Below are 23,010 nucleotides of genomic sequence, written 5' to 3' on the forward strand. Positions count from 1 at the left end.
AAGGGTCCATCAGGTGTAGAGCCGCACCCCCGCCAGCTGTCCCGCCGGCCAGCCCGTGTTGCCGGTGAAGGTGAGCCGCACGTACCTGACCTGTGTTCCGGGGAGGACGGCCGTCGCGGAGTTGCCGGTGGCGGGGTCGAACACGTACCCGGCCCGGGTGACGAGCGGACTGAACTGCTGACCGTCGGCGCTGCCCTCGATCGTCACGGTCTGGGTGCGCCTGCCCCACGCGGGGTTCGGCGGGAGCGAGAGGACCGCGCGTTTCAGGGCGGCCGCCGTGCCGAGGTCGACCTGGATCCACTGGGGGAAGGCGTTGTTCGCGCTCTCCCAGTAGGAGTGCGGATCGCTGTCGACGGCGAACCCGCTGCCGTAGTGCTGGGTCTGGGAGCTTTGCGTCGTCGGCCGCCCGGCGGCCAGGTCGACGTCCGGCGCGGGCGGCCCGCCGAGCCACGGCTGGGTGGGCCTGATCGCGGTCAGGGCGATCTGACCCTTGAGCATCCGGCCGCCGTCGCCGGTCAGGCGCAGGTAGTAGTCGGCCGAGCAGCGGGTGCCGTCCTCGTCCAGCGCCAGGTACCCGGACCCGGCCGGCACGTCCGACTGCGTCTCGGCGGTCTTGCAGATCTGGTTGCCCTCGTTGAACTCGTCGAACATCGAGACGTAGATGCCCTGCGCGCCAAGGCGGACCATGTTGTAGAACTGCCGCCACATGAAGTCGCCGTGCAACCGTTGCCGCGAGCCGACGTCGCCCGGCAGCACACACGGCTGGTAGTCGATCCCGCGTGCGTCGCACTCGGCCTGGTCGGGCAGGTTCACGTTGGCGTGGAAGCGATCCGTGTCCGCGGGAGTGCCGATCCGGCCGACCATCCACGGCGAGATCATGTCGAACGACCGGTAGACGGTGCCGAAACCCTTCCGCGAGTCCTCGATCTCCAGCCGCCAGTGCGTCGGGACGCCGCCGATCACGTAGCAGCCGCGCGCCTTGAACCAGTCGATGACGTCCTGGCAGGGCTCCGGCGCGAACGGCCGGCCGGGGTCGTTGAAGCCGAAACCCCAGATGCAGACGACGGGCTTGCCGTTCTGCCGCGCGTACGCGGGCGAGGAGGTGTACGCGGACATCTTGTCGAGCCAGTCGGTCTTGATCTCCGACTGCATGTTCGTCCAGTTCGTGACGTCGTACATGATGTAGAACTTGCGGCCGGTCGCCTCGGCGGCGGGCCGGACGTGCGCGGTGACCGCGTCGCGGATCGGGCCCTCACCGCCGGTCGGGTCGAACCGCTGCAACGCCGCCGTGTCGATGTTGTTGTCGCGCATCCACTGGAAGTGCACGTCGACGGTCTGGCGGTCGTAGTTGGAGAACAGCGTCGCGGGGCGTCCGTCGTTCAGGTTCGCGAACGCCGTCTGGTACGTGCGCGCGTAGTCGCGGACGTCCGGCCAGGCGACGATCGAGCTGGTCGGGGGCGCGGGCGGCCGGCTCCAGTCGTTGTTCCAGTGCCACCAGCCGTCGAGCGGGGAGTTGTCGCCGCGGCAGGCGAACCAGCCCTGGTACCCGACGGTGATCTTGCCGACGACGTCGCCGGGTGGGCTGGCCGCCCGCCCCGGCGCGGGCAGGACCCCGAGCGCGGGAACGGCGAGCGCGGTGCTGAGCAGTGTGCGGCGTGACAGGGACATCGCGAACTCCTTTGTCGGCGATTCGACTCCAGAGTGCAAGATGTGAACAGGATCACGCAAGAAGGTGACGGACCGGAACTTTTAGGTGCCCGGACAGGGTGGACGAGCAGGACGGTGTCGCAGGAGTCGAGCTGGTGGGGGAAGCCCGGCCGGTCAGGGAGATCGCGCCCTTCGGCTTCTGCCGCAACGCTTTCGCGGTGCCGCGTCGCGCGTGTCCAGCGCGCGCGACGCGGCGAGGCGGCACCGGGTTTCCCAGAGCGAGAAGTCAGCGGTGTGCGGACCGGGTGTAGCTGCCGGCCGAAGCCGGTGCGGGGTCAGCGGCTCGACGGGGGAAACCGCCCGTCCAGGCTGCCGAGCGCGACCAGGTCGGTGTACTGGTCCTGCCACGACCTCTCGGTCGCGAGCAGGTCGGAGAGCCGCTGCACCCACTCGTCGCCGACGGTGTGCGCGGAGCCCGCCGCGAGGTGGACGGCGGTCTCCTCCCGTGCCTTGAGCCATTCGGACAACGTCGGTTCGAGTGCCGGGCCACCTGCGTCTTCTGGCATGGGCCGACCGTACGCCGCACGCATTACCTGTGCTGGTGCGCTACTGTGCGGAAGTCGGGGTACCAGGTGTCGGCAACCAGCCGCCGCGGTTCCCGATCCCCGTCCGGTCCGGTGTTCTCCGGCCGGAGACAGGAGCGCCGGCTTGCAGCCGGAACGCCAGATCTTCTCTCCTCCTCGATCTCAGCCGGCGATCGGTTTCGCGCAGGCGCGTCAGGCGGCCGAACGGGCCGAGTTCCACCAGCAGCGCCAGGCCGCCCGGCGCGTCGCGGAACGATCGCGTGACGCGGGCGACTGCCTCGACCTGCTGTCCATGCTCGGCCTGGCGAACCTGCCGGCGTCCACCGGCCCTGAAGGAGCACGCGCGTGACTCGAGGAACTGTCAAGTGGTTCAACGGAACCAAGGGTTTCGGCTTCATCGCGCCCGAAAGCGGTGGGCCTGACCTCTTCGTGCACCGCACCGAGGTGCGGGACTACGACTCCGGTGGCATCCCGGACAACCAGCTGGTGGAGTTCGAGGTCGGCCAGGGAGCGAAGGGACCGCAGGCGGTCTCCGTGCGGATGCTCTGAGGTAGGTCAGTCGGGCAGCAGCGGCACCGAGATCCCCGGATCGCGGCCGATCAGCGCCGCCCGCGTCACCGACCTCGACCCGAACCGGTCGCGCACCACGTCCAGTGCGGCGTCGAGCGCGGCCGGTTTGCGTTCCTCGAACGGCAGCACGAGCTGCATCGGGGTGTAGTCCTGCAGGTTGGTGAGCGACAGGCCCAGCAACGTGATGCCGCGGCTCTCGATCATCGGCATCGCCCCGGCCAGCAACTCCCGCGCGGCGTCCAGCAGCACGCCGGTCTCGGTCGTGGGCTGCGGCAACGTGTGCGAGCGGGTCGCGCGCGAGAAGTCCGCGAACCGCAGGCGGAGGACCACCGTCCGGCAGGCGCGTTCGGCCGTGCGCAACCGGCGTGAGATCCCGTCGATCAACGACGCCAGTACGGCGTCCAGGTCGTCACGCGTGCGGTCACGCCGGCCCAGAGCTCGTTGCGAACCGATCGACCGGCGCCGCCGTCCTGTGTGGACCGGACGCGGATCCTGGTTGTGCGCCAGCGCGAACAGGTGCCGGCCCGTCGCCTTGCCGAGCATCGACACCAGTGCGGTCTCGCCGAGCCGGGCGACCTCGCCGACCGTGCGCAGGCCCAGCCCGTGCAGCTTGGCGGCCGTCACGTCGCCGACACCCCACAGCCGTTCGACCGGCAGCGGGTGCAGGAACTCCAGTTCGCCCTCGGCCGGGACGACCAGCAGCCCGTCCGGCTTCGCCACGCCGCTCGCGACCTTGGCGAGGAACTTCGTGCGCGCCACCCCGACCGTGATCGGCAGGCCGGCCTGCTCCAGCACGGCCGCCCGCAGGCGTGCGGCGATCACCTCCGGCGGGCCCGCGATCCGGCGCAGGCCACCGACGTCGAGGAACGCTTCGTCGATCGACAGCCCCTCGACCAGTGGTGTCGTGTCGCGGAACACCTCGAAGACGGCCTTGCTCGCCGCCGAGTACGCCGACATCCGCGGCGGCACGACGATCGCGTGTGGACAGAGCCTGCGCGCCTTCGCCCCGCCCATCGCGGTGCGCACGCCGTACGCCTTGGCCTCGTAACTCGCGGCCAGCACCACCCCGCCGCCCACGATCACCGGGCGTCCGCGCAGCTCAGGCGCGTCCCGCTGCTCGACCGACGCGTAGAACGCGTCGAGGTCGGCGTGCAGGATCGGGGTGCTCACGAACACATGTTCGCACCCGTCACCCGTTCAGAACAGTGCCCGCTCACGTGAGCGCGCGGGCGATCGGCCAGGCACCGGGGGAGGTGTTGGACAGGACGGTGACCGTGCGGCCGGTGCGCGGGTCGTGCGTGGACTTGAACGACGCGCCCGCGTCGTACCCGGCGAGGATCACCTCGTCACCGGTCTCGTGCAGCCAGAACCCGAGCCCGTACCGCAGCGACTCCTCCGGCACGTGGTGGCGCGGCGCCGTCACGAGCGGAGCGTCCGGGCCCGCGAACAAGGCGTGCCAGAACTTCGTCATGTCGCCCGCGGTCGTGTGGATGCCGCCGTCGCCGTTCGCCAGGACCGGGAGGTGGAAGACGTTCGTGCGGTCCGAGTCCTCCAGGTAGCCGACGGCCGCGTCGCCGGGGAGTTCGTCGGAACGCAGGAAGTCCGTGCGGGTCATGCCGGCCGGGGCGAGCACCCGCTCGCGGACGAGGTCGTGGTAGGCCCGGCCGCTGACCCGTTCGGCCAGCAGCGCGAGCACGACGAAACCGCCGTTGCAGTAGCCGAAGCGCTCACCCGCCTCGAACTTCGTCGGGATGCCGTCGAGCAGCGGCAGGAACGCCTCGGTCGTCGTCAGCACGTGGACGGCGCCGATGACGTAGTCGTTCGCCTCCCAGTCGCCTTCCTCGTCGAGGTAGTCGCCGATGCCGGACGTGTGCGTGAGCAGGTGTTCGACCGTCACGCCGGCGGCGATCAACGGCAGGTCGCCGCCGAGCACCGACCGGGCCGTGGTGTCGAGCGACAACAACCCCTCGTGCACCAGTGAGAGCACGGCCAGGGCGGTGAAACCCTTGCCGCCACTGGCGATCCCGAACCGCGTGTCGACGGTGTTCGGCACGCCGTACGCGCGGTTCGCGAGCCCGTAGGCCTTCTCGAACTCGACGTCCCCGGCGTGGTCGACCCGCACCACGCCGGAGAAGTCCGTCTCCGCGGCGATCTCGTCGATCTGTGCCCACGACATCCGGGCAGGTTAGCCCCGCGCGGCCACCGGGCTGCCACTCGTTTTCCGGTGCAGCACGAGCGGTGCCAGCACGACGACCGCCGCGAGCAGGAAGCCGAGCCGGAACGAGCCGCCGGTGGTGAGCAGCGCCGCCGCGACCTGCACGCCCAGCGCCGCGCCGATCGCCCGCGCGATCCCGCACGTCGCCGCCGCCACCCCGGTGTCCTGCTCGCCGACCGACGCGATCACCGAGGTGTAGGTGGCGGTGGCCGCGGTGCCGACGCCGAGTCCGAGCGTCACCAGCAGTCCCACCACGATCTGCCACGGCGTCTCGTGCCACGCGGCCACGAACAAGGTCCCGGCGGCGGTGAGCGCGAGCCCCGCGAGCAGCGCGACCCGTGTTCCCACGCGACGTACGAACACCCCGGACAGCGGCCCGACCACGACCGCGACCAGCACGGTCGGGAAGAGGTACAGGCTGATCTCGCTCGCCGTCGCGCCGAACCCGGTGAGCAGTTGCGGCACCAGGAAGTACGTCGCCGAGTAGCTCGCCCCGAGCGCCGCGGCCGTGACGCTCGCGGTCCAGACCCCGCGCTCGTGAAGAATTCCCAGTTCCACCAACGGATGCGCGGACCGGCGTTCGACGGCGACCCACCCGGCGCCGAACCCCAGGGCCGCCACGAGCAGCACCACCGCGGTGAGCAGTGCCTGCGTCACCACGTAGAGCCCGAGCATGAGGGTGGCCAGCGCCAGCGCCAGCAGCACCGCGCCCTGCCAGTCCAGCCGGGTGCGCCGGACCGCCGCCGGGCCGGGCAGCGACAGCGGCGCGAGGAGCGTCACGACCGCCACGGCGATCGCCGGCAGCAGGAACATCCACTGCCGGGACAACGCGTCGGCGAGCGGTCCGGCGGCGAGCACGCCGAGTCCCGTGCCCACGGTGAACAGCCCGGTCAGCACGCCGACCGCCACGGGTGTCGAGTCGGGGAAGAGTTGCCGCGCCACGACGAACGACACGGGCAGCACGCCACCGCCCAGTCCCTGCAGGAACTGGCCGAGCAGGATCACCGGGAACGTCGTCGCGAACGCCGACAGCACCGCTCCGGCGACGATGCACCAGGTCAGCACGAGCAGCGTCCGGCGACCGCCGCGGTCGTCGGCGATCTTGGCGACCACCGGCATGGTGATGGCCGACGTGATGATCAACGTCGTGGACAGCAGACCCGCCTGGGCGGGGTCGAGGCCGAGTTCGCGTTGCAGCAGCGGGAGAGCGGGGAACGGGATGCTCTCCAGCGCGCCGATGGTCACGGCCAACGCGGCTAGCACCGCCATCGCGGGGCGGGTGTTCGTACTGGTCACGGCTGGTCTCCCTGGTCCGGGGGCCAGTAAAGCTACAACGTGTAGCGCAAACCCGCCAGAGGCTTGGGCGACAACCTGTAGCGAATCGGGTGGGCGGCCGTTCCCGGGCGTTCCGCCCCGATGCAGGCAACCGAACGCGCGGGCATCCCGTTTCGGGAAGTACCGGGTTGTGCTCACCCACGGGAAAGGACCGAGCGGAGTTGGCGCTCGCCACGATCAGCCGCCCCGCCGGGGTGCCCCTGCCGCCAATGCGGGTCGCGACACCTCGGCGCTGGCCGTTCGTGCTGGTCACGGCCGTTCTGCTGGGGCAGATGGCGATCGCGATGATCACCACCGCGGTGCAGCAGACCCCGACCATCGACGAACCCGTGTACATCGGCGCCGCCGTCGTCCAGGCCGAGCAGCACAGCCTGCGCTACAACCCCGAGCACCCGCCGCTCGGCAAGCTGGTCATGGCGGCGGGGCTCGCGTTCACCGGCGTCACCCTCGACCCCGGCTTCCAGGGTGATCAGACCGAACTGGGACGGCACCTGCTCTACGAGTCGGGACACGATCCCGGGGAGTTGCTGCTCGCCGCCAGACTCCCGATGATCGCGCTGACGCTGCTCTTCGGGCTGGTCGTGTACTTCTTCGCCGCCGACATCTCGGGGAGCCGGACCGGCGGCACGCTCGCCCTGGCCCTGTACGCGTTCTCGCCCGACGTCATCGCGCACGGCTCACTGGCCACTGTGGACGTTCCGGCCGCCGGGTTCGTGCTCACCTCGGCCTGGTTGCTGTGGCGGGCGCGCACCGATCCCGCGCTGAACCTGCCGCTCGCGGGGCTCGCGCTCGGTGCCGCCCTCGCGACGAAGATGAACACCCTGGCGGCCGTGCCGGTGCTGCTGGCCCTGGTGCTGTGGCAGGCCCGCTGGCGCGCCGCGCTCGGGTTCCTGCTGGCCGCGACCACCGTCGTCTGGATCTCCTACGTCGCCGTGGACCCGTCGGTGTCGTTCGTCCAGGCCTACCTGGACGGGATGCGCGTCCAACTGGGGTTCGAGCAGCGCGTCTGGGGCGGTTACCTGTTCGGCACGCACTACGAGGGGTCGCGCTGGTACTACCTGCCGGCCGCGTTGCTGGTGAAGACCCCGCTGGGTGCGTTGCTGCTGTGGGCGACGGGTGCCGTGGCCCTCGTCAGACGGCCCGCGGCGGCGTACGTGCTCGCACCCGCGGGCGTGATGCTCGCCGTCGCCATGACCGGCAGCCGCGACCTCGGGGTGCGCTACGCGATCTTCGTGCCGATGTTCCTCGCCGTCGCCGCCGCGGTCGTCGCGCACCGCCGGTACGCCGTGCTCGCGGTCGCGCTGGCCGCCGCGAGTTCACTGTGGACGTTCCCGTACTACCTGCCGTACTCCAACGAGCTGTTCGGCGGCCCGTCCAAGACCCACCTGCACCTGCACGACTCCAACGTCGACTGGGGCCAGGACCTCGGCAGGCTCGCCGAACGGCTGAAGCGCTACCCGGACGCGCAGAAGTGGCTCGTCTACAAGGGCGCGGGCGTGCCCGCGCACTACGGGATCGACGCCGCCGACCCGCGCGGTGTCCCGGCCGAGCACGTGCACGGGCTGCTCGTCGTGTCCAACACCGCCATCGCCAAGGCCGACGCGGCCCTGCGCGAACTGGTGGACACGAGCGTCCCGATCGACGTCGTCGGCCACTCCACCACGATCTTCCGCCGTCCGTAGGTAGTGAAAGTTCCGTACCCCTACGGATGCCGTCCCTGATTGTTCCGCACGTGTCCGGCTCCGACAGTGATCGCAGCGAACGGCCGCCGTCCCTGCCCTGAGGTGGGCGTTCCTGAGATCCGGAAAGGAACCGACGTGACGAGAACACGGTCATGGGGCCTCGTGGCCCTGGTCGCGGCCTCGGTGCTGACGCCCGTCAGCACCGCGAGCGCCGCGGCACCGAACGCCCCTGCCGCCACCTACCTGGGGGACACCGTCCCCGCGAACCTCGGTGACGCCTCGCCCTTCTTCGCCGGTGGGCAGAACGCCACGGTGAGCGAGTTCCCCGGCATCATCGCGGGCATCCGCGCCGGGGGCACCCGGCCGCAGGGCCAGACCTGCACCGGCACGGTCGTGGCGCCGCGCAAGATCCTCATCGCGGCGCACTGCGCGGACGCCCAGGGGGAGAAGAAGTTCGTCTACGGGCTCGACGACCTCAAGGACTACGACAACGGCAACGGGTCCGGGTTCGCCGTCAACGTCGTCAGCTACAAGAAGCACCCGAAGTACGTCAACTTCGACCAGGGCTACGACGTCGCCGTCGTGACCGTGGACCGCGACATCGCGCTCAAGGGCGGTGCCGCGTACCCGAAGTTCGCCACGTCGGCGGACTCCGGCGGTGCGGCGCCGGGCAAGACCGGTGTCGGCTTCGGCTACGGCAAGAAGGACTTCAACGACACCTCGGCGGACGTCACCCTCGACAAGGCGAGCCTGCCGGTCGTCAACGGCGACAGTGTCTGCCAGGGCGTCGGCGCCGGGTTCAAGTCGGCGACCATGATCTGCGCCGGCTACAACGACGGCCGGATCACGATCCTGCCCGGTGACAGCGGTGGCCCGCTGGTCGTCGACGGCAAGATCTACGGCGTCGCGTCGTGGAGCCGGTCGGACTTCAAGTGGTACTCGATCTACGGCCGCCTCGACAACGAGATGGGCGACTGGGTCAAGACCGAGGTCGGCGAGCAGCCGCCCGTCGGTGACTTCGGGCTGAGCGTCGCGCCGGGCAGCGGTGCGGTGGCGGCGGGCAAGACGCTGTCGGCGGGCATCACCACCACGGCGGGATCCGGTGGCGCGGAGAACGCCACGCTGTCCGCGTCCGGCCTGCCGAGCGGTGTGAAGGCGGTCTTCCAGCCGACCTCGGTCACCACCGGCAACTCGGCCAAGGTCACGTTCGACGCCAGTGCCTCGGCACCGAACGGCACCTACGAGATCACGGTCACGGGGTCGACGTCGAGCGGCAAGACGGCGTCCGCCAAGTACTCGCTGACCGTCACCGGCGGCGGCGACCCGCAGCCGGGCGACTTCACCCTCGGGGCGTCGCCGAGCAGCGTCAAGGCGGCCAAGGGCAAGTACGTCTCCACGACGATCTCGTCTGGCGGCGACGGGCAGACGATCACCCTCTCGGCGTCCGGGGTGCCGAACGGCGTGAAGGCCGCGTTCCAGCCGACGTCCATCGGCGCGGGCAGTTCGGCCAAGCTGACGCTCGACGTCTCCACCACCGCGGCCGCCGGCACGTCCACGATCACGGTCACCGGCACCGACGCGAACAACAAGACGGCCACCACCACGGTGTCGTTGACGGTCGAGGGCACCGACCCGCCGACCGGTGAGGTCACCGTGACCGCCACGCCGTCGTCCGCGACGGTGAAGCAGGGCCTGCTCGGTCAGACGATCGTGAAGGCCTCCGGTGGCACCGGGAACCTGACGCTGACCGCGTCCGGAATCCCGGCCGGTGCGCAGATGTCGTTCAACCCGGCCACGATCGGCCAGAACGGCAGCAGCAACGTCTGGATCTTCACCAACTTCTCCACCCCGCCCGGCACCTACCCGATCACCATCACGGCGAGGTCCGCCGACGGGAAGACCGGCACGACGACGTTCACGCTGACCGTCACCCGATAACTCCCCTGGCAGGGGGAACGGGGAAGAGCCCTGGAGTCGATGTGGCTCCAGGGCTCTTCTTCTCGCCGGACTCCTAGACCGTGAGGGTCCAGGTGTCGATGTTGCCGGTGTCGTAGGTGTAGACGTCCTTCACCTGGAGCTTCCAGGTGCCGTTGCGCGCCTCCGAGGACAGGTCGACGGTGTAGGTCTCGTGGACCCCCGCCGAGGACGAGGCGCCGCCCGCCTTCTTCAGCACGTAGGACTTGCCGGACGGGCTGACGAGGTCGATCGCCAGGTCGCCGGTGTAGGTGTGGTTGATGTCGACCTTGACGGTGGCCGACGCGGTGGAGTTGCCCGTGCAGCCCGAGATCGTCACCGACGACGAGACAGCGGTGTTCGTGTCCGGAATGGACACGTCGTCGCCGTTCGTGCCGGGACCGCACTGCGGCGGGTTGGGATCGCCGCCGCCGATGAAACCGCTGTACAGCAGCTTGTTCGGCGAACCGGAACCCGGGTTGGTGACCTTGCCGTCGGTGGCGTTGTTCACCAGCGCGTCGCGCAGGGCCTGCGGGCTCGCGGACGGGTTGGCCGACAGGTACAGCGCCGCGACCCCCGCGACGTGCGGGGTGGCCATCGACGTGCCGGACATGTTCGTGTTGCCGCCGTTCAGGCCGAGCGAGGTGATGTTGTCACCCGGCGCGAAGATGTCCGTGCAGGTGCCGTAGTTCGAGAACGAGGCACGCGCGTCGTTGGACGAGGTGGCGTTCACCGTGATCAGCGACGAGATCTTCGCCGGTCCGGTCGAGCACGCGTCGGTCGAGCTGTTGCCCGACGCGACGGCCATCTGCACGCCGGAGGCGACCATGCCGGCGATGGCGTCGTTGCCGATGTCCGCGGTGTCGAAGGTCCAGGAAGCGTTGACCACGGCCGGTTTCTGCGCGTTCGCCGTGATCCACTCGATGGCCTTGACACCGGCCGAGTCCGGTCCGTTGCCCGTGCAGTTCGTGCCGAGCATGCGGACCGAGACGAGCTTGGCCTTCTTGGCCACGCCCCAGGTCTTCGAGCCGACCGTGCCCGCCACGTGGGTGCCGTGACCGGAGCAGTCCTGCCCGTTCTGGCCGTCCTCGATGAAGTCGGCGCCCACGGACGCCCGCCCCTCGAAGTCGGCGATGCCGGTCTTCACGCCTGTGTCGGTGATGTAGACCGTCACGTTCGACGCGCCACCGCTGGGGTAGGTGAACTTCTTGTCCAGCGGCAGCGACGCCTGGTCGACGCGGTCGAGACCCCAGGTCGGGTTGGTCTGCACGTCCAGCGCCCTCGCGGTGCCGTCCTGGTAGACGGCCTTGACGGCGGGGTCCGCCGCCAGCTTCCGCGCCGCGGCCTCGGTCAGGTTCGTGACCTGGAAACCGCGCATGGCGTGGGAGAACACGGCGTCGAGGGTGCCGCCGTAGCGCTGGGTGAGAGCTTGCGACGACGCCTGGACGGCGGCGCCGGGTTTCAACGACACGATGAAGCTGCCGCCGGCCGCCGGGTTCTCGGCCCTGACGAAGTCGGCCTCGGCCGCCTGTGCCGGGGTCACCAGCACGGCGGAGGCCAGGGCCAGAACCGCGAGCCCGCAGGTGGTGCGGTGCATGGGAAGTCCTTCCAGGCTCGTCAGAACGTCAGGGTCCAGGTGTCGATGTTCCCGGCGTCGTAGGTCCAGACGTCGGTCACCTGCAGCTTCCACGTGCCGTTGCGGTTCTCGGCGGAGGCGTCGACCGTGAAGGTCTCGTGCACGCCGCCGGTCGAGGTGGCGCCCTTGGCCTTCTTGAGGCTGTAGGTGGCGCCGGACGGTCCGACCAGGTCGATGGCGAGGTCGGCGGTGTACGGGTGGTTGATGTCCACCTTCACCTTGGTGGCGGTCGACGCCTTGCCGGTGCAGCCGGTGACGCTCACCGACGAGGACACCGCGGTGTTGGTGTCCGGAATGGACACGTCGTCACCGTTGGTGGCCGCGGCACACGGCTCGGGGTCCGGGCCACCGCCGCCGATGAAGCTGATGTTGAGCAGCTTGTTCGGCGAGCCCTGCAGGTCGGTGATCTTGCCGGTCGTGGCGTTGTTCACCAGCGCGTCGCGAACCTGGGCAGGGGTGGCGTTCGGGTTCGCGGACACGTACAGAGCGGCGGCACCCACGACGTGCGGGGTGGCCATCGAGGTGCCGCCCATGGACGTGGTGCCGCCGCCGTTGCGGGTCGACGTGATGTTCGAGCCGGGCCCGAAGAGGTCGACGCAGGAGCCCCAGTTCGAGGCCTGCCCGCCGGTGTAGATCGAGCGCTTGTCGGCCGAGTCGCTGGCGGCCACCGTGATGGCCTCCGGCACGCGGGCGGGGGAGGTCTGGCAGGCGTCGCCGTTGTTGTTGCCCGCCGCCAGGCCGAACGTCACGCCCGCCGCGATCGCGCGCTTCACCGCGTTGTCCACAGTGGAGTCCGCGCCGCCGCCGAGGCTCATGTTCGCCACGGCCGGCTTCTTCGCGTTCTGCGCGACCCAGTCGATGCCCTTGATGATCTGCGAGTACTGGCCGTTGCCCGAGCAGTCGAGCACGCGGACCGCCACCAGGTTCACCTTCTTGGCGACGCCGTACGTCTTCGACCCGACGGTGCCGGCGACGTGCGTGCCGTGGCCCTGGCAGTCCGACGCGTCCGCGTCGTTGTCGATGAAGTCGTAGCCGTCCTTGGCCCGGCCCTCGAACTCGGTGTGCTGCTTGTAGATCCCGGTGTCCAGGACGTACGCGGTCACGTTCGAGGCGGTGTTCGGGTAGGTGAACTTCTGGTCGAGCGGCAGGTTCGCCTGGTCGATCCGGTCGAGGCCCCACGACGGGTTGGCCTGGGTGTCGGACATCCGCGCCCAGCCGTCCTGCTGCACGTAGGCGACGGCCGGGTCGGCGGCGAGGCGCCTGGCCGCCGCCTCGTCCAGCTTCACCGCGAAGCCGCGCACCGACGCCACGTAGGTGTTGCTGACCTTGCCGCCGTGCTTGCGGGCGAGGTCGAGCGCCTTCGCGTTCGTGGTCGGGGCGTCGCTGGCGCCGTCCTTGAACACCACGATGTAGCTGCCCGCGACGGGCTGCGCGGTCTGCTGGACCGTGCCGGTCTGGGCCATGACGGGGCTGGCCACCGCCGCCACGACGGCGAGGCCGAGGCCCGTGGCCGCGAGCACTCGTGTTGTGCGATCGAGTCGCATCTCGGGTTCTCCGTTCTGGCCGCCACGGCAGGGATGGGCGGCACGTGCCGATCACCATCGATCGGCGCGCAACGGCGAACAATCCGGATATCTCTACGTAGGGATACCCGTCTTTCACCTAACATCGATGCGGATGAGCCGGACACCGAAGTCCAGGGCGCGGCGTTGCGACCCCACGGGACTGATGCGCACGAGCTCGCCGGTGCTGGTGGGGCGAGGTGACCAGCTCGGCGCGCTGCGGGCCGCCGTGCCCAGCCAGCCCGCGGTGGTCATGGTCGAGGGCGAGGCGGGCGTCGGCAAGTCACGCCTGGTGCGCGAGCTGCTCGACGCCGACCTCGGGCCGATCGCCGTCCTCATGGGCCACTGCCAGCCGGTGGGGGAGCCGTTCCCGTACGGCGCGGTGCTGGAGGCGTTGCGCGACTGCACGGAACGCCTGGCGCGCAACCACACGCGGCTGAGCCCCGTGGCGGGCGTGCTCGCCGGGCCGTTGCCGGAACTGGCGTCCTACCTGCCGGAACCTCCGCCGCCGACCGGTGATCCGCGCGCGGAACGCCACCGGTTCTTCCGCGCCCTGCGGGAACTGCTCAGCGTGCTCGGGCCCGTGCTGCTGGTCGTGGAGGACCTGCACTGGGCGGACGACGGCTCGCGGCAGCTGTTGCGGTTCCTGATGGGCGACCCGCCACCGAATCTGTCCATCGTGGTCACCTACCGGCGCGAGGACGTGCCGGGCGGGGTGCCGCTGGGCTCCGCGTACCGGCCGCCGACCGGGATCACCAGCGCGTTGCTGGAACTGGAACCGCTGGACGTGGCCGAGGTGCGGGCGCTGACGTCCGCGATCCTCGACGGCGAGCCGGTGTCCGCCGAGTTCGCGGCCAAGCTGCACGAACGCACGGCCGGTATCCCGTTCGTGGTCGAGGAGACGTTGCGGGCGCTGCGGAATCCGGCCGGCGCGGTGCACGCGGACGGTGCCACGGCCCGGCGGTTGCTGGACAACGTGGACGTTCCGGTGCTGCTGCGCGACGCGATCGCCGAACGCCTGGCCGCGCTGCCGTCCTCCGCCGTCCGGCTGGTGCAGGCCGCCGCGGTGCTGGGCGCTCCGGCCGGCCTGGAGCTGCTGGGGTCCGTCGCGCGGATCAGCGAGAGCCCGGCCGCGTTGACGCACGCTCTCACGGGTCACGTGCTGCACGAGGTCGGCCCGCGGCGGTACGGCTTCCGGCACGCGCTGGCGCAGCAGGCCGTCTACGACACGTTGAGCGGACCCGACCGGACCGAGCTGCACCGGCGGGCCGTCGAGGTGCTGGACCAGGTCGAACCCAGGCCGCTGGTGCAGCTCGCCGAGCACTCCGAACGAGCGGGGAGCACCTCGGCGTGGCTGCGGTACGGCGAGGCCGCCGCCGACAGGGCGGTGGAGATCGGCGACGCGGGCACCGCCACGGCGATGCTGAACAAGCTGCTGGCGGACGCGGCCGTGCCCGCCGCCGACGTCGACCGGCTCGCGATCAAGCTCGGCCAGGTCGCCCACCAGGGCCTCGACCAGTTGGATCCGACCGAGACGCTGGAACGGCTGCTGTCCGACCGGCGCCTGTCGACCGCGGCCAGGGGCGAGGTGCGGCACTACCGGGGCGTGCTGCTGATCCGCCAGGCCGGGGGCATCGAGGAGGCGCGGTCGGAGCTCGAACGGGCCGTCGCCGACCTGACCGAACGGCCCGACCTGGCCGCGCGGGGCGAGGCCGTGCTGGGGCTGTCGTACCTGGGCATGACGCCGATGAGCGAGGTCCGGCCGTGGCTCGACCGGATCACCGCGGCCCGGGTCGCCGCTGTCGATCTCGAGCAGAAGATGGCCCTGTACGCCAACGAGGTCGGCTCCAAGATGCACCTGGGCGACCCGTCGGTGCTGCCGAACTGGTCCGCCCCGACCGTCACCACGTCCGGTGAGCTGCGCCAACTCGCCCGCGCGCACTGCAACCTCGCCGACGCGCTGACCACGACCGGCCACTTCGGGTTGTGCGCCGAACTGCTGCGCGACGGCCTGCGCTACGCCGCCGAGTGCGGGGCGCCGTTCACCGCGAGCACCGCCAACGCGACCAGGGCCCGCCTCGACTGGCTGACCGGCGACTGGGACGGCCTGGCCGAGCGCGCCGAGACGTTGCTAGACGAGTACCGCGACCTGTTCCCGCTGGCCAGCGAGCTGTGCCTGATCCTGGGGTCGCTGGCGACGGCCCGGGGTGAGTGGGCGGAGGCCACCAGCTACCTGACCGAGACGGGCGCGTTCGCCCCCGAGGAGTCGATCACGCCGGTGGCCATCGCGGGCTGCGCGGCACTGGCCCGCACGATGCTCGCCCAGGACGAGATCACCCGCGCCTGCGTGGACGTGGACCGCGGCCTCGCGATCGTGCGGGCGAAGGGCGTCTGGGTGTGGGCGACCGAACTCGGACCCGTCGCCGTCGCGACCTTCCTGGCGGCCGGGCGCGAGACCGACGCCGAGACGCTGATCGACGAGATCGCCGCCGGCATCGAGGGCCGCGACGCCCCGATGGCGTTCGCCGCGCTGGCCTGGTGCCGCGGCCTGCTGGCGGAGGCTCGTGGCCAGGAGGCCGTGGAGCTGTACCGGGAGGCCGCCGACCGGTACTCGGCGCTGCCCGCGCCGTACCTGACGGCGTTGGTCGCCGAACGCGAGGCCGCCTGCCTGCTGCCCGGCGACCAGGAGAAGGCGGCGGAGATCCTGTCCGCGCTGGTGGACACGTTCGACGGGCTCGGTGCCACCCGCGACGCGGCCCGGTGCCGGCACCAGCTGCGCAGCATCGGCGGCGGCAAGCCGTCCCGGCGTGGCCGGCGGGGGTACGGGGACGCGTTGTCGCCGCGGGAGCAGGAGGTCGCGCGGCTGCTGGTCGCGGGGCACACCAACCGCAAGATCGCGGACGTGCTGTTCCTGTCGCCGCGGACCGTCGAGCAGCACGCGGCACGGGTGCTGCGCAAGCTCGGGGTGTCGTCGCGGGCGGAACTGCAGGCCGAGGACCTCGCCTAGTTCCTGTCCTGCAAGCCTCGCCGGGCGAGACTTGCGGGCCCAGGGCCTAGTTCTCGCCCGGCACCACGACGCCCATCTCGTAGGCGGCGACGATGGCCTGCGCCCGGTCCCGCACCCCGAGCTTCGCGAACACCCTGCTGACGTGCGTCTTCGCCGTCTGCTCCACGATCACCAGCGCGGCCGCGATCTCGGTGTTAGACATGCCCCGCGCGACCAGCCGCAGCACCTTGAGCTCCTGCGCGGTCAGCCGTTCGGCGCGTTCGGTGTCGACCGGTTCGGGGCGGCGGGCGGCGAACTCGGCGACCAGGCGGCGCGTCACGGCCGGGGCGAACAGGGCGTTGCCCGCCGCGACCACCCGCACGGCGTTGACCAGGTCGTCCAGTGGCGCGTCCTTCAGCAGGAACCCGCTGGCACCGACCCGCAGCGCGCCGTAGACGTACTCGTCGATGTCGAAGGTCGTGAGCATCAGGACGCGGGCGTCGAGGTCGGGGTTGCCGAGGATCAGCCTGGTGGCCTCGAGGCCGTCCATGATCGGCATGCGGACGTCCATCAGCACCACGTCCGGGCGGTCGCGGATCGTGGCGCGCACGGCGTCGGCGCCGTTGCTCGCCTCGCCCACGACGGTGATGTCCGGCTGTGCGTCCAGCACGGCGTGGAAGCTCTGCCGGACCATCGTCTGGTCGTCGACGATCAGGACCTTCGTGTCCACCCGGTCATCCCTCGTTCCCGTTGAGCGGCAACGTGACCGCCACGACGAACCCGTTGCCTTCCGTCTCCGCGCGGAACGTGCCGCGCAGCGCCGTGACCCGTTCCTTCATGCCCAGCAAGCCGTGCCGGGGGCGTTCGTCCGCCGGTGCCGCGGGCTCGGTGGCGGCGCTGTTCGCGACCACCAGCCGGAGTTCCGCCGCCAGCGCGGTGATCCGGACGTCCACATCGGAGCCCGGAGCGTGCCGGACGGCGTTGCTCAGCGCCTCCTGCACGATCCGGTACGCGGACAGTGCCACGCCGTCCGGCACGTGCACGGTGTCCCCGTCGGTCTGCAGGGAGATCGAGACCCCGGCGCCGCGCAACCGTTCGACCAGGTCGGCGATCTCCTCGACACGGGGCTGCGGCGCGGTGTCCAGCACGCCGTCTGAGTTGCGCAGCACACCCAGCAGGCGGCGCATCTCGGTGAGGCCCTCGCGCGCGGTGGACTGCATCTCGTCGAACTCGGTCACCAGATCCGGAGGCACGTCCGTGAACCGGTAGCGCGCGCTCCCAGCCCGTAGCGCGAGCACGGACATGTGGTGCGCCACGACGTCGTGCAGTTCGCGGGCGATGACCGCACGTTCCTCCAACGTGTCGGCGCGTGTGCGCTGCTCCGCGCGGTCGGCGTCCGCGACGCGCCGCAACCTCATCGCGTTGCCGAGCACGAGCGGCGCGCCGATGATCGCGCAGATCATCAGCATGTACGGCAGGTAGCCCCAGAACAGCAGCCACACGAGTCCGGTGGTGACGGCGAAGACCCAGACCAGGACCATCTGCCGGTAGTTCTGGCCGACGGTCAGCAGCACCGTGAGGGAGGCGAGGACCAGTCCGGGCGACCAGGGCCACAGCCAGTCGTCGCTCCAGCCCCAGTTGATCTGCGGCGTCACGGTCAGCAGCAGCACCGCCACCCGCCACGCCCACAGCGGGCGCACCAGGGTGAGCAGCACCGTCGCCGCCGCGACCGCGGTGAACCACCAGCCGTTGACGGGGTAGTCCCAGCCGTACCGGCCGGGTGGGTTCACGAGGTCCAGGATGAAGACCAGCACGGCGGCGCCGACCGTGAACGACACCCGCACGTGGTGCCAGGGTGCCGGAGACGGCGCGCGCTCGAGCCTGCCGACGCCGAAGACGGTGGCGAGTCCGGTGACGAGGAACTGCCTGATCTCAGCGAACACCACGCGTCCCACCGCCCCCACGGAAGTCGAACCTACATCAGTTGCCGATCGAGTACTGAGCATGCGAGAACGGTCGCAAGGCCGCGGCCGGAAGTCGTCGTACGCGGGCGCACTCTTCGCGTGCTACCGGGGTAGCACGGTCTTCATCGGGAACTGCGAGTTGGTGCGCGCCACGCCGGGCAGGCTCGTGAGCGCCGACATCGACCTGATCCTCGAGCGGCTGCGCCAGGTGCGCTAGCGCCAGACGTCGGCGAGGTTGCGGTCGAACATCGTCGCGATCGACACCAGCGCGGCGTCGAGGTCGACGTGCTCCGGGTCGACCAGCGCCTGGAGGTGGATGCCGAGGAGCGCGCCGTTCAACGCCACCGCGGCGGTGCGCTCCTGCTCGGCCGCCCGGACGGGGTCGGCGCCCTCGGGACGCTTGAGGCGCAGCAGTTCCTCGATGCCCGCCCGCCTGCGGGTGAAGAACTCGCGGTACTGGTCGTGCACGAGACCGCGTTCGCCGAGCGCCTCGACCAGGATCATGAACACCAGGGCGGAGTTGCCGGACCTGAGCAGCTCCGCCGTCTCCCCGAACACCTCGGCGAGCGACGGCACCGCGTCGTACCGCTCGGCGGGCCAGATCCGGGCGACGGCCCGTTCGACGACGGCCATCACCAGGCCGTCCTTGTTCTTGAAGTGCCACGGAATCGAACCGCGGCTGATGCCCGACCGCCTCGCGATGTCCACAAAGGACGTCCGGTCGAACCCGCGTTCCGCGAAGAGCTCCTCGGCGGCGTCCAGGATGCGGCGGCGGCTCTCGTCACCGATCTCGTCGATCCGGCGCGTCCCAGGGGAGTTCACGGAGATCATCGTACGACGTCCTCCCGCACGTGCTGAGCGGTCCTGACGAGCACCAGACCGGCGACGACGCAGGCCGCGGGCGCGACGAGGGTGACCGCGTGCTGCGCGCCGGAGATCTTCTCCACGACGCCGGTGAGCACCGCGCCGCCGAGTCCGCCGACCACCGCCGTGACCGCTCCGACCAGGCCGAACGCCGTGGACCGGAACTCCTTCGGCGTCACCGCGGCCACGACCAGGCTGAGCGGCACGATGCCCGCGAACGTCATGGCCTGGGTGAGCACGCCGACCACGACGTAGGTCGTGACGTCCGGTGCGTGGGCCTGCACCGCGAACCCGATGCCCAGCACCGACAACGCCGCCGCCGCGAGGTGCAGGCAGGCCGGGGGAGAACGGCGGAACAGCCGGTCGCTCACCACCCCGCCGAGCGCCGCGCCGACCAGCCCGCCGGCCGCGCACACCGACGTGATCACGCCCCGTGCCGCCGCTCCCTGCCCGAGTTGCTCCTCGAGCAGGACGGTCAGGTAGATCGGCACGGTCGTGACGGAGACCCCGAACGCCGCCAGCGCGACCATCACCCCGGTGAAGGTGCGGATCTTCCTGAGCCGCCGGAACGTCCCGCGCGTCTGCGTGGCGTGGCGTGGCGGCTCCGGCAGGCGGTAGGCGGCAACGCCGAGAACGAGTGCCGGCACGGCGAGGAACGCGAACGCCCACCGCCACGGTTCGTGCTGCGCGGGGATCGCCGTCGCGAACGCCGCCGCCACCAGCGGACCGGCGACGATGCCGAGCGGCTGCCCGGCCCGGTGCAACCCGAGGATCCGCCCGCGTCCCTGCGCCGGGTAGGCGTCGGTGAGCAACGACGACTGGATCGGCCCCTCGTTCGCCTTGCCCGCACCAGCCACGATCCGGAGTGCCACGGCCTGCCACAGGGTGTGCACGAGCCCGAGGAGTGCGGCCGCGGCGGCCCAGACGAACGTCGCCACCCCTGCGATCCTGGTGCGGCTGCGCCGGTCGCCCAGCAGGCCGAGCGGCAGCGCGGCGACCGCGACCATCACGCCGGCCAGCGCGCCGACGACCCCGATGGTCGCCGTGCTGACCCCGAGCGCCGCGCGGATCTCGGGCGCGAAGACCACGAACACCACGCCGTCGACGCTGTCGAGCACCTGCAGCCCGGCCAGCACGCCGATGGTCGCGCGCCCGCTCGTGGCGAAGACGTCCTTCAGTGACATCTCTGTCGTCGTAGGCATGCTGAGCAGGCTACTGTGTTAGTCAACATAGTGTTGGTCGTTCGACATAGAGGAGGTCCGGATGCGGGACTGGGCTGGTTCGACGGCGTTCATCACCGGCGGGGCGAGGGGGATCGGCCTGGGCATCGCCCGCGCGCTGGCCCGTCGGGGGGTGCGGCTGGTGCTGGCCGACGTCGCGTCGTCGGCTCTGCGAGAGGCGGGCGCGGAGCTGGGTGCCGAGACCTTCGTGCTCGACGTGCGCGACCGTGCCGCGTTCGGACTGGTCGCCGCCGAGGTCGGCCCGGTGGACCTGCTGTTCAACAACGCCGGCATCGTGCCGCACTCGACCGTGGACTCGTTGACGTACGAGAAGTGGGACGTGGCGCTGGCCGTGAACCTGAACGGCGTGATCAACGGAGTGCAGACGTTCCTGCCGGGCATGCTCGCGCGCGGCTGCGGCTACATCGTCAACACGGCATCGGCCGCGGGCCTCGTGTCCGATCCGAACCTGCTGTACGCGACGACGAAGTTCGCGGTCGTCGGCCTGTCGGAGTCGTTGCGGCTCAACGTGGTGGAGCACGGCATCGACGTGAGCGTGCTGTGCCCGGGCCCGGTCGACACGGGCATCGTCCTGCACACCCGCGCGGCGCACGCCGAGGTGGGTCTGCGCGCCGACCTGGTGCCCGCCGTGTCGGCGTTCCTCGGCAGCGGCCCCTCGGTGGACTCGGTCGGTGAGATGGTGCTGGCGGGCATGGAGAAGCGCTCGCCGTGGATCTTCACGGGCTACGACGTGCGGCCGCACCTGGAACGGCGGGCGGCCGCCATGCTGGAGTGCCTCTGAGGGTTACGCGACCGCTTCGCGGCTGCCGGTGTCGACGTAGATCACGCCGTCCTGCACGACGACCGGGTACGTGCGCACCGCCCTCTTGGCCGGCAGGCAGGTGGGCACGCCGGTGCGCAGGTCGAAACTGGCCGCGTGCAACGGACATTCGACGAAGCACCCCTCCAGCCAGCCCTCGGACAACGACGCGTCCTGGTGCGTGCACGTGTCGTCGATCGCGTAGAACTCGCCGTCGGCGTTGAAGACCGCGATGGCGGGATCGCCCTCGACGCGCACGGACTCACCCGGCGGCAGGTCCTCGACGGTGCAGGCGGTGATCATGAGACCCTCCGTTGCGTATTACGGAACTAGGCGTGCGATACGCAACAGCGAGGATGACTCAGGATCATGAAGGCCGTCAAGAACCTGGTGGAGTGAGTGCAAGAACCCGGTGGGCAAGGGTCGGGAATCGGACACTGTTGCGCCAATCGGATACCGTTGCGCAATGGGCAACAACGAGGTGGGGCGCGACCCAGCGCTCGTGCAATCGGTCGATCGGGCGGTGACCGTCCTGGAACTGCTGGCCCGCAACGGCGAGGCGGGCATCACCGAGATCGCCGCCGAACTCGGCGTGCACAAGTCCTCGGCGTCCAGACTCGTCTACACCCTGCAGGCCCGCGAGCTGGTGGAGCAGGACGGCGAGCGCGGCCCGTTCCGGATCGGGCTGGGGATGCTCCGGTTCGCCGGTGCCGTGTCCGGACCCATCGACTACGTGCGGGTGGGCGGACCGGTGTGCGTCGACCTCGCGGATCGTCTCGGGGAGACGGTCAACATCGCGGTTCTCGATGGTGATGTCGCTTTGAACGTGTCGCAGGCTCGCGGCGGGTCGGCCGTCGCCGCGCAGAACTGGGTGGGGCAGCGAACGCCGTTGCACGCCACCTCTTCGGGGAAGGTCTTGCTGGCGGCGGCTTCTGCCGCTGAGCAGGACCGGTTGCTGGGCGGGGAGTTGGAGGCCTGCGCGCCTCGGACCATCACCGATCCTTCTCGGTTGCGGCGGGTTTTGCGGCGTACCGCCGAGGACGGGTTCGCTACCTGCATGGAGGAGTTGGAGGCCGGGCTGCACGCGGTCGCGGTGCCGGTTTTCGGCTCTGGTGGGGACGTCGTTGCCGCTATCAGTGCTGCTGGGCCGGCTTATCGGTTGTCCTCGGCTCGGATGCCGGAGATCGTGGAGGAGTTGAGGGTGGCTTCTCGGGATCTGTCTGCTCGGATGGGGCATGCGGTGGCGTAGGTGGTGGCGTTCCAAAGACTTTGACGAGCCCCGATCCCACGCGTACGTGGTCGGGTTTGTGCTGGCACGTCACCGATATCGGCCGATCGGTTCAGTCAAGACCGACGGCTCACCTGCGGCATCGTTCTCCTCGAGCCAACTCTCGGCTGCCAACTCTCGGCCACCTGGCGCTCCGCTCACCTCCGCCGCCTGTGTCCTGGCGCCGTCCGCGCCCCCTGTCGTCTGAGTCCTCACATCGCCCTGGCCGTGCCCGCTTCCCTTGTCCCGCACGGCCCGCCGAGCCCGATCGGGCAGGGCTGGGTGCCTCCGTCCGAGCGACCAGGTCTTGACAACGGCTTCGGCTGGTCTCACCGTGATGCGCGCTGCAGTTGCATAATGCGAACCTGGTTGCGTATTACGGAACTCGCTCGGAAGGGTTGGCCCGTGTCACTCTCCGTTCCCACCACCACAGACCTCGATCTGGGCATCGACGAGCTCGATCCCGAGGTCGCCGCCGAGATCCGCGCCGAGTTGCTGAGGCAGCAGTCGACGCTGGAGATGATCGCCTCCGAGAACTTCGCCCCCGTCGCGGTGTTGCAGGCGCAGGGGTCGGTGTTGACCAACAAGTACGCCGAGGGGTATCCGGGGCGCCGGTGTTACGGCGGCTGTGAGCACGTGGACGTCATCGCGGCCGCGCTCAAGCCCGCGTTCGACGCGGAGGCCCTCCAAACGCGGGTTGCCGTG

20 protein-coding genes and 1 pseudogene are annotated in these 23,010 nt (G+C 70.6%); 9 read left to right on the forward strand and 12 right to left on the reverse strand.

The window, feature by feature from the left end:
• Positions 1–9: 9 nt before the first annotated feature.
• Together QSK25_RS04720 and QSK25_RS04725 are read right to left on the reverse strand one after the other, a co-directional pair.
• Positions 10–1,668, reverse strand: coding sequence for a glycoside hydrolase family 99 protein (locus QSK25_RS04720; RefSeq protein WP_285633435.1), 1,659 nt, complete (start codon positions 1,666–1,668; stop codon positions 10–12).
• 314 nt (positions 1,669–1,982) lie between these two features.
• Positions 1,983–2,213 (reverse strand): hypothetical protein, encoded by a 231-nt coding sequence (locus QSK25_RS04725; protein ID WP_285633445.1) that lies wholly within the window; start codon positions 2,211–2,213, stop codon positions 1,983–1,985.
• 142 nt (positions 2,214–2,355) lie between these two features.
• Here QSK25_RS04725 and QSK25_RS04730 point away from each other — a divergent pair, with 142 nt between their 5' ends.
• Both QSK25_RS04730 and QSK25_RS04735 read left to right on the forward strand, forming a co-directional pair.
• Positions 2,356–2,580 (forward strand): hypothetical protein, encoded by a 225-nt coding sequence (locus QSK25_RS04730; RefSeq protein WP_285633450.1) that lies wholly within the window; start codon positions 2,356–2,358, stop codon positions 2,578–2,580.
• On the forward strand, positions 2,577–2,780 hold the full coding sequence (locus QSK25_RS04735; RefSeq protein ID WP_285633453.1) for a cold-shock protein: 204 nt from the start codon (positions 2,577–2,579) through the stop codon (positions 2,778–2,780). Before QSK25_RS04730 ends, QSK25_RS04735 begins: the two co-directional genes overlap by 4 nt.
• 6 nt (positions 2,781–2,786) lie before the next feature.
• Here the strand turns inward: QSK25_RS04735 and dinB are convergent, their stop codons facing one another.
• The 3 genes from dinB to QSK25_RS04750 are packed head-to-tail and all read right to left on the reverse strand — an operon-like array spanning position 2,787 to position 6,312.
• Positions 2,787–3,977, reverse strand: a complete 1,191-nt coding sequence (gene dinB / locus QSK25_RS04740) for a DNA polymerase IV (protein WP_285633456.1) — start codon at positions 3,975–3,977, stop codon at positions 2,787–2,789.
• 37 nt (positions 3,978–4,014) lie between these two features.
• Entirely contained in the window at positions 4,015–4,977 is a 963-nt protein-coding gene (locus QSK25_RS04745; RefSeq protein ID WP_285633459.1) for a serine hydrolase domain-containing protein, read from the reverse strand.
• Positions 4,978–4,986: 9 nt separating this feature from the next.
• Positions 4,987–6,312, reverse strand: a complete 1,326-nt coding sequence (locus QSK25_RS04750) for an MFS transporter (RefSeq protein ID WP_285633462.1) — start codon at positions 6,310–6,312, stop codon at positions 4,987–4,989.
• A gap of 200 nt (positions 6,313–6,512) precedes the next feature.
• On the opposite strand from QSK25_RS04750, the gene QSK25_RS04755 reads away from it, so the two are divergent.
• Both QSK25_RS04755 and QSK25_RS04760 read left to right on the forward strand, forming a co-directional pair.
• Positions 6,513–8,033 carry an ArnT family glycosyltransferase gene (locus tag QSK25_RS04755; RefSeq protein WP_285633465.1) on the forward strand — a complete coding sequence of 507 codons (1,521 nt, stop codon included), beginning with the start codon at positions 6,513–6,515 and terminating at the stop codon, positions 8,031–8,033.
• A 135-nt stretch (positions 8,034–8,168) separates the two neighbouring features.
• Positions 8,169–9,971, forward strand: a complete 1,803-nt coding sequence (locus QSK25_RS04760) for a trypsin-like serine protease (RefSeq protein ID WP_285633468.1) — start codon at positions 8,169–8,171, stop codon at positions 9,969–9,971.
• A gap of 73 nt (positions 9,972–10,044) precedes the next feature.
• On the opposite strand, the gene QSK25_RS04765 is transcribed toward QSK25_RS04760, so the two are convergent.
• Both QSK25_RS04765 and QSK25_RS04770 read right to left on the reverse strand, forming a co-directional pair.
• A complete protein-coding gene (locus tag QSK25_RS04765; RefSeq protein ID WP_285633471.1) occupies positions 10,045–11,583 on the reverse strand; it encodes a S8 family peptidase in 1,539 nt (512 codons plus the stop codon).
• 20 nt (positions 11,584–11,603) lie between these two features.
• Positions 11,604–13,166 carry a S8 family peptidase gene (locus tag QSK25_RS04770; protein WP_285633475.1) on the reverse strand — a complete coding sequence of 521 codons (1,563 nt, stop codon included), beginning with the start codon at positions 13,164–13,166 and terminating at the stop codon, positions 11,604–11,606.
• Positions 13,167–13,299: 133 nt separating this feature from the next.
• On the opposite strand from QSK25_RS04770, the gene QSK25_RS04775 reads away from it, so the two are divergent.
• Positions 13,300–16,191 carry an ATP-binding protein gene (locus QSK25_RS04775; protein WP_285633478.1) on the forward strand — a complete coding sequence of 964 codons (2,892 nt, stop codon included), beginning with the start codon at positions 13,300–13,302 and terminating at the stop codon, positions 16,189–16,191.
• Positions 16,192–16,237: 46 nt separating this feature from the next.
• Here the strand turns inward: QSK25_RS04775 and QSK25_RS04780 are convergent, their stop codons facing one another.
• Both QSK25_RS04780 and QSK25_RS04785 read right to left on the reverse strand, forming a co-directional pair.
• Complete coding sequence (locus tag QSK25_RS04780; protein ID WP_285633481.1) at positions 16,238–16,900, reverse strand: response regulator; 663 nt, start codon at positions 16,898–16,900, stop codon at positions 16,238–16,240.
• A 4-nt stretch (positions 16,901–16,904) separates the two neighbouring features.
• Positions 16,905–18,116: a sensor histidine kinase gene (locus QSK25_RS04785; RefSeq protein ID WP_285633484.1), complete on the reverse strand. Its 1,212-nt coding sequence runs from the start codon at positions 18,114–18,116 to the stop codon at positions 16,905–16,907.
• 58 nt (positions 18,117–18,174) lie between these two features.
• Here QSK25_RS04785 and QSK25_RS04790 point away from each other — a divergent pair, with 58 nt between their 5' ends.
• Positions 18,175–18,351, forward strand: coding sequence for a hypothetical protein (locus QSK25_RS04790; RefSeq protein WP_285633487.1), 177 nt, complete (start codon positions 18,175–18,177; stop codon positions 18,349–18,351).
• On the opposite strand, the gene QSK25_RS04795 is transcribed toward QSK25_RS04790, so the two are convergent.
• Together QSK25_RS04795 and QSK25_RS04800 are read right to left on the reverse strand one after the other, a co-directional pair.
• On the reverse strand, positions 18,348–18,956 hold the full coding sequence (locus tag QSK25_RS04795) for a TetR/AcrR family transcriptional regulator (protein ID WP_285633490.1): 609 nt from the start codon (positions 18,954–18,956) through the stop codon (positions 18,348–18,350). The genes QSK25_RS04790 and QSK25_RS04795 overlap by 4 nt on opposite strands.
• A gap of 5 nt (positions 18,957–18,961) precedes the next feature.
• Complete coding sequence (locus tag QSK25_RS04800; protein ID WP_285633493.1) at positions 18,962–20,200, reverse strand: MFS transporter; 1,239 nt, start codon at positions 20,198–20,200, stop codon at positions 18,962–18,964.
• A 61-nt stretch (positions 20,201–20,261) separates the two neighbouring features.
• On the opposite strand from QSK25_RS04800, the gene QSK25_RS04805 reads away from it, so the two are divergent.
• Entirely contained in the window at positions 20,262–21,020 is a 759-nt protein-coding gene (locus QSK25_RS04805) for an SDR family oxidoreductase (protein ID WP_285633496.1), read from the forward strand.
• A 3-nt stretch (positions 21,021–21,023) separates the two neighbouring features.
• Here the strand turns inward: QSK25_RS04805 and QSK25_RS04810 are convergent, their stop codons facing one another.
• Entirely contained in the window at positions 21,024–21,341 is a 318-nt protein-coding gene (locus QSK25_RS04810) for a bifunctional 3-phenylpropionate/cinnamic acid dioxygenase ferredoxin subunit (RefSeq protein ID WP_285633499.1), read from the reverse strand.
• 163 nt (positions 21,342–21,504) lie between these two features.
• On the opposite strand from QSK25_RS04810, the gene QSK25_RS04815 reads away from it, so the two are divergent.
• The gene (locus QSK25_RS04815) at positions 21,505–22,287 is read left to right on the forward strand and encodes an IclR family transcriptional regulator (protein WP_285633502.1); all 783 of its coding nucleotides are present in this window, start codon (positions 21,505–21,507) and stop codon (positions 22,285–22,287) included.
• Between the two features lie 459 nt (positions 22,288–22,746).
• Positions 22,747–22,953, forward strand: a pseudogene (locus QSK25_RS04820) (serine hydroxymethyltransferase); the annotation flags it as partial.
• Positions 22,954–23,010 lie beyond the last annotated feature (57 nt).

The sequence above is a fragment of the Lentzea sp. NBRC 102530 genome, from assembly GCF_030269365.1.
In the GTDB taxonomy this organism is placed as follows: domain Bacteria; phylum Actinomycetota; class Actinomycetes; order Mycobacteriales; family Pseudonocardiaceae; genus Lentzea.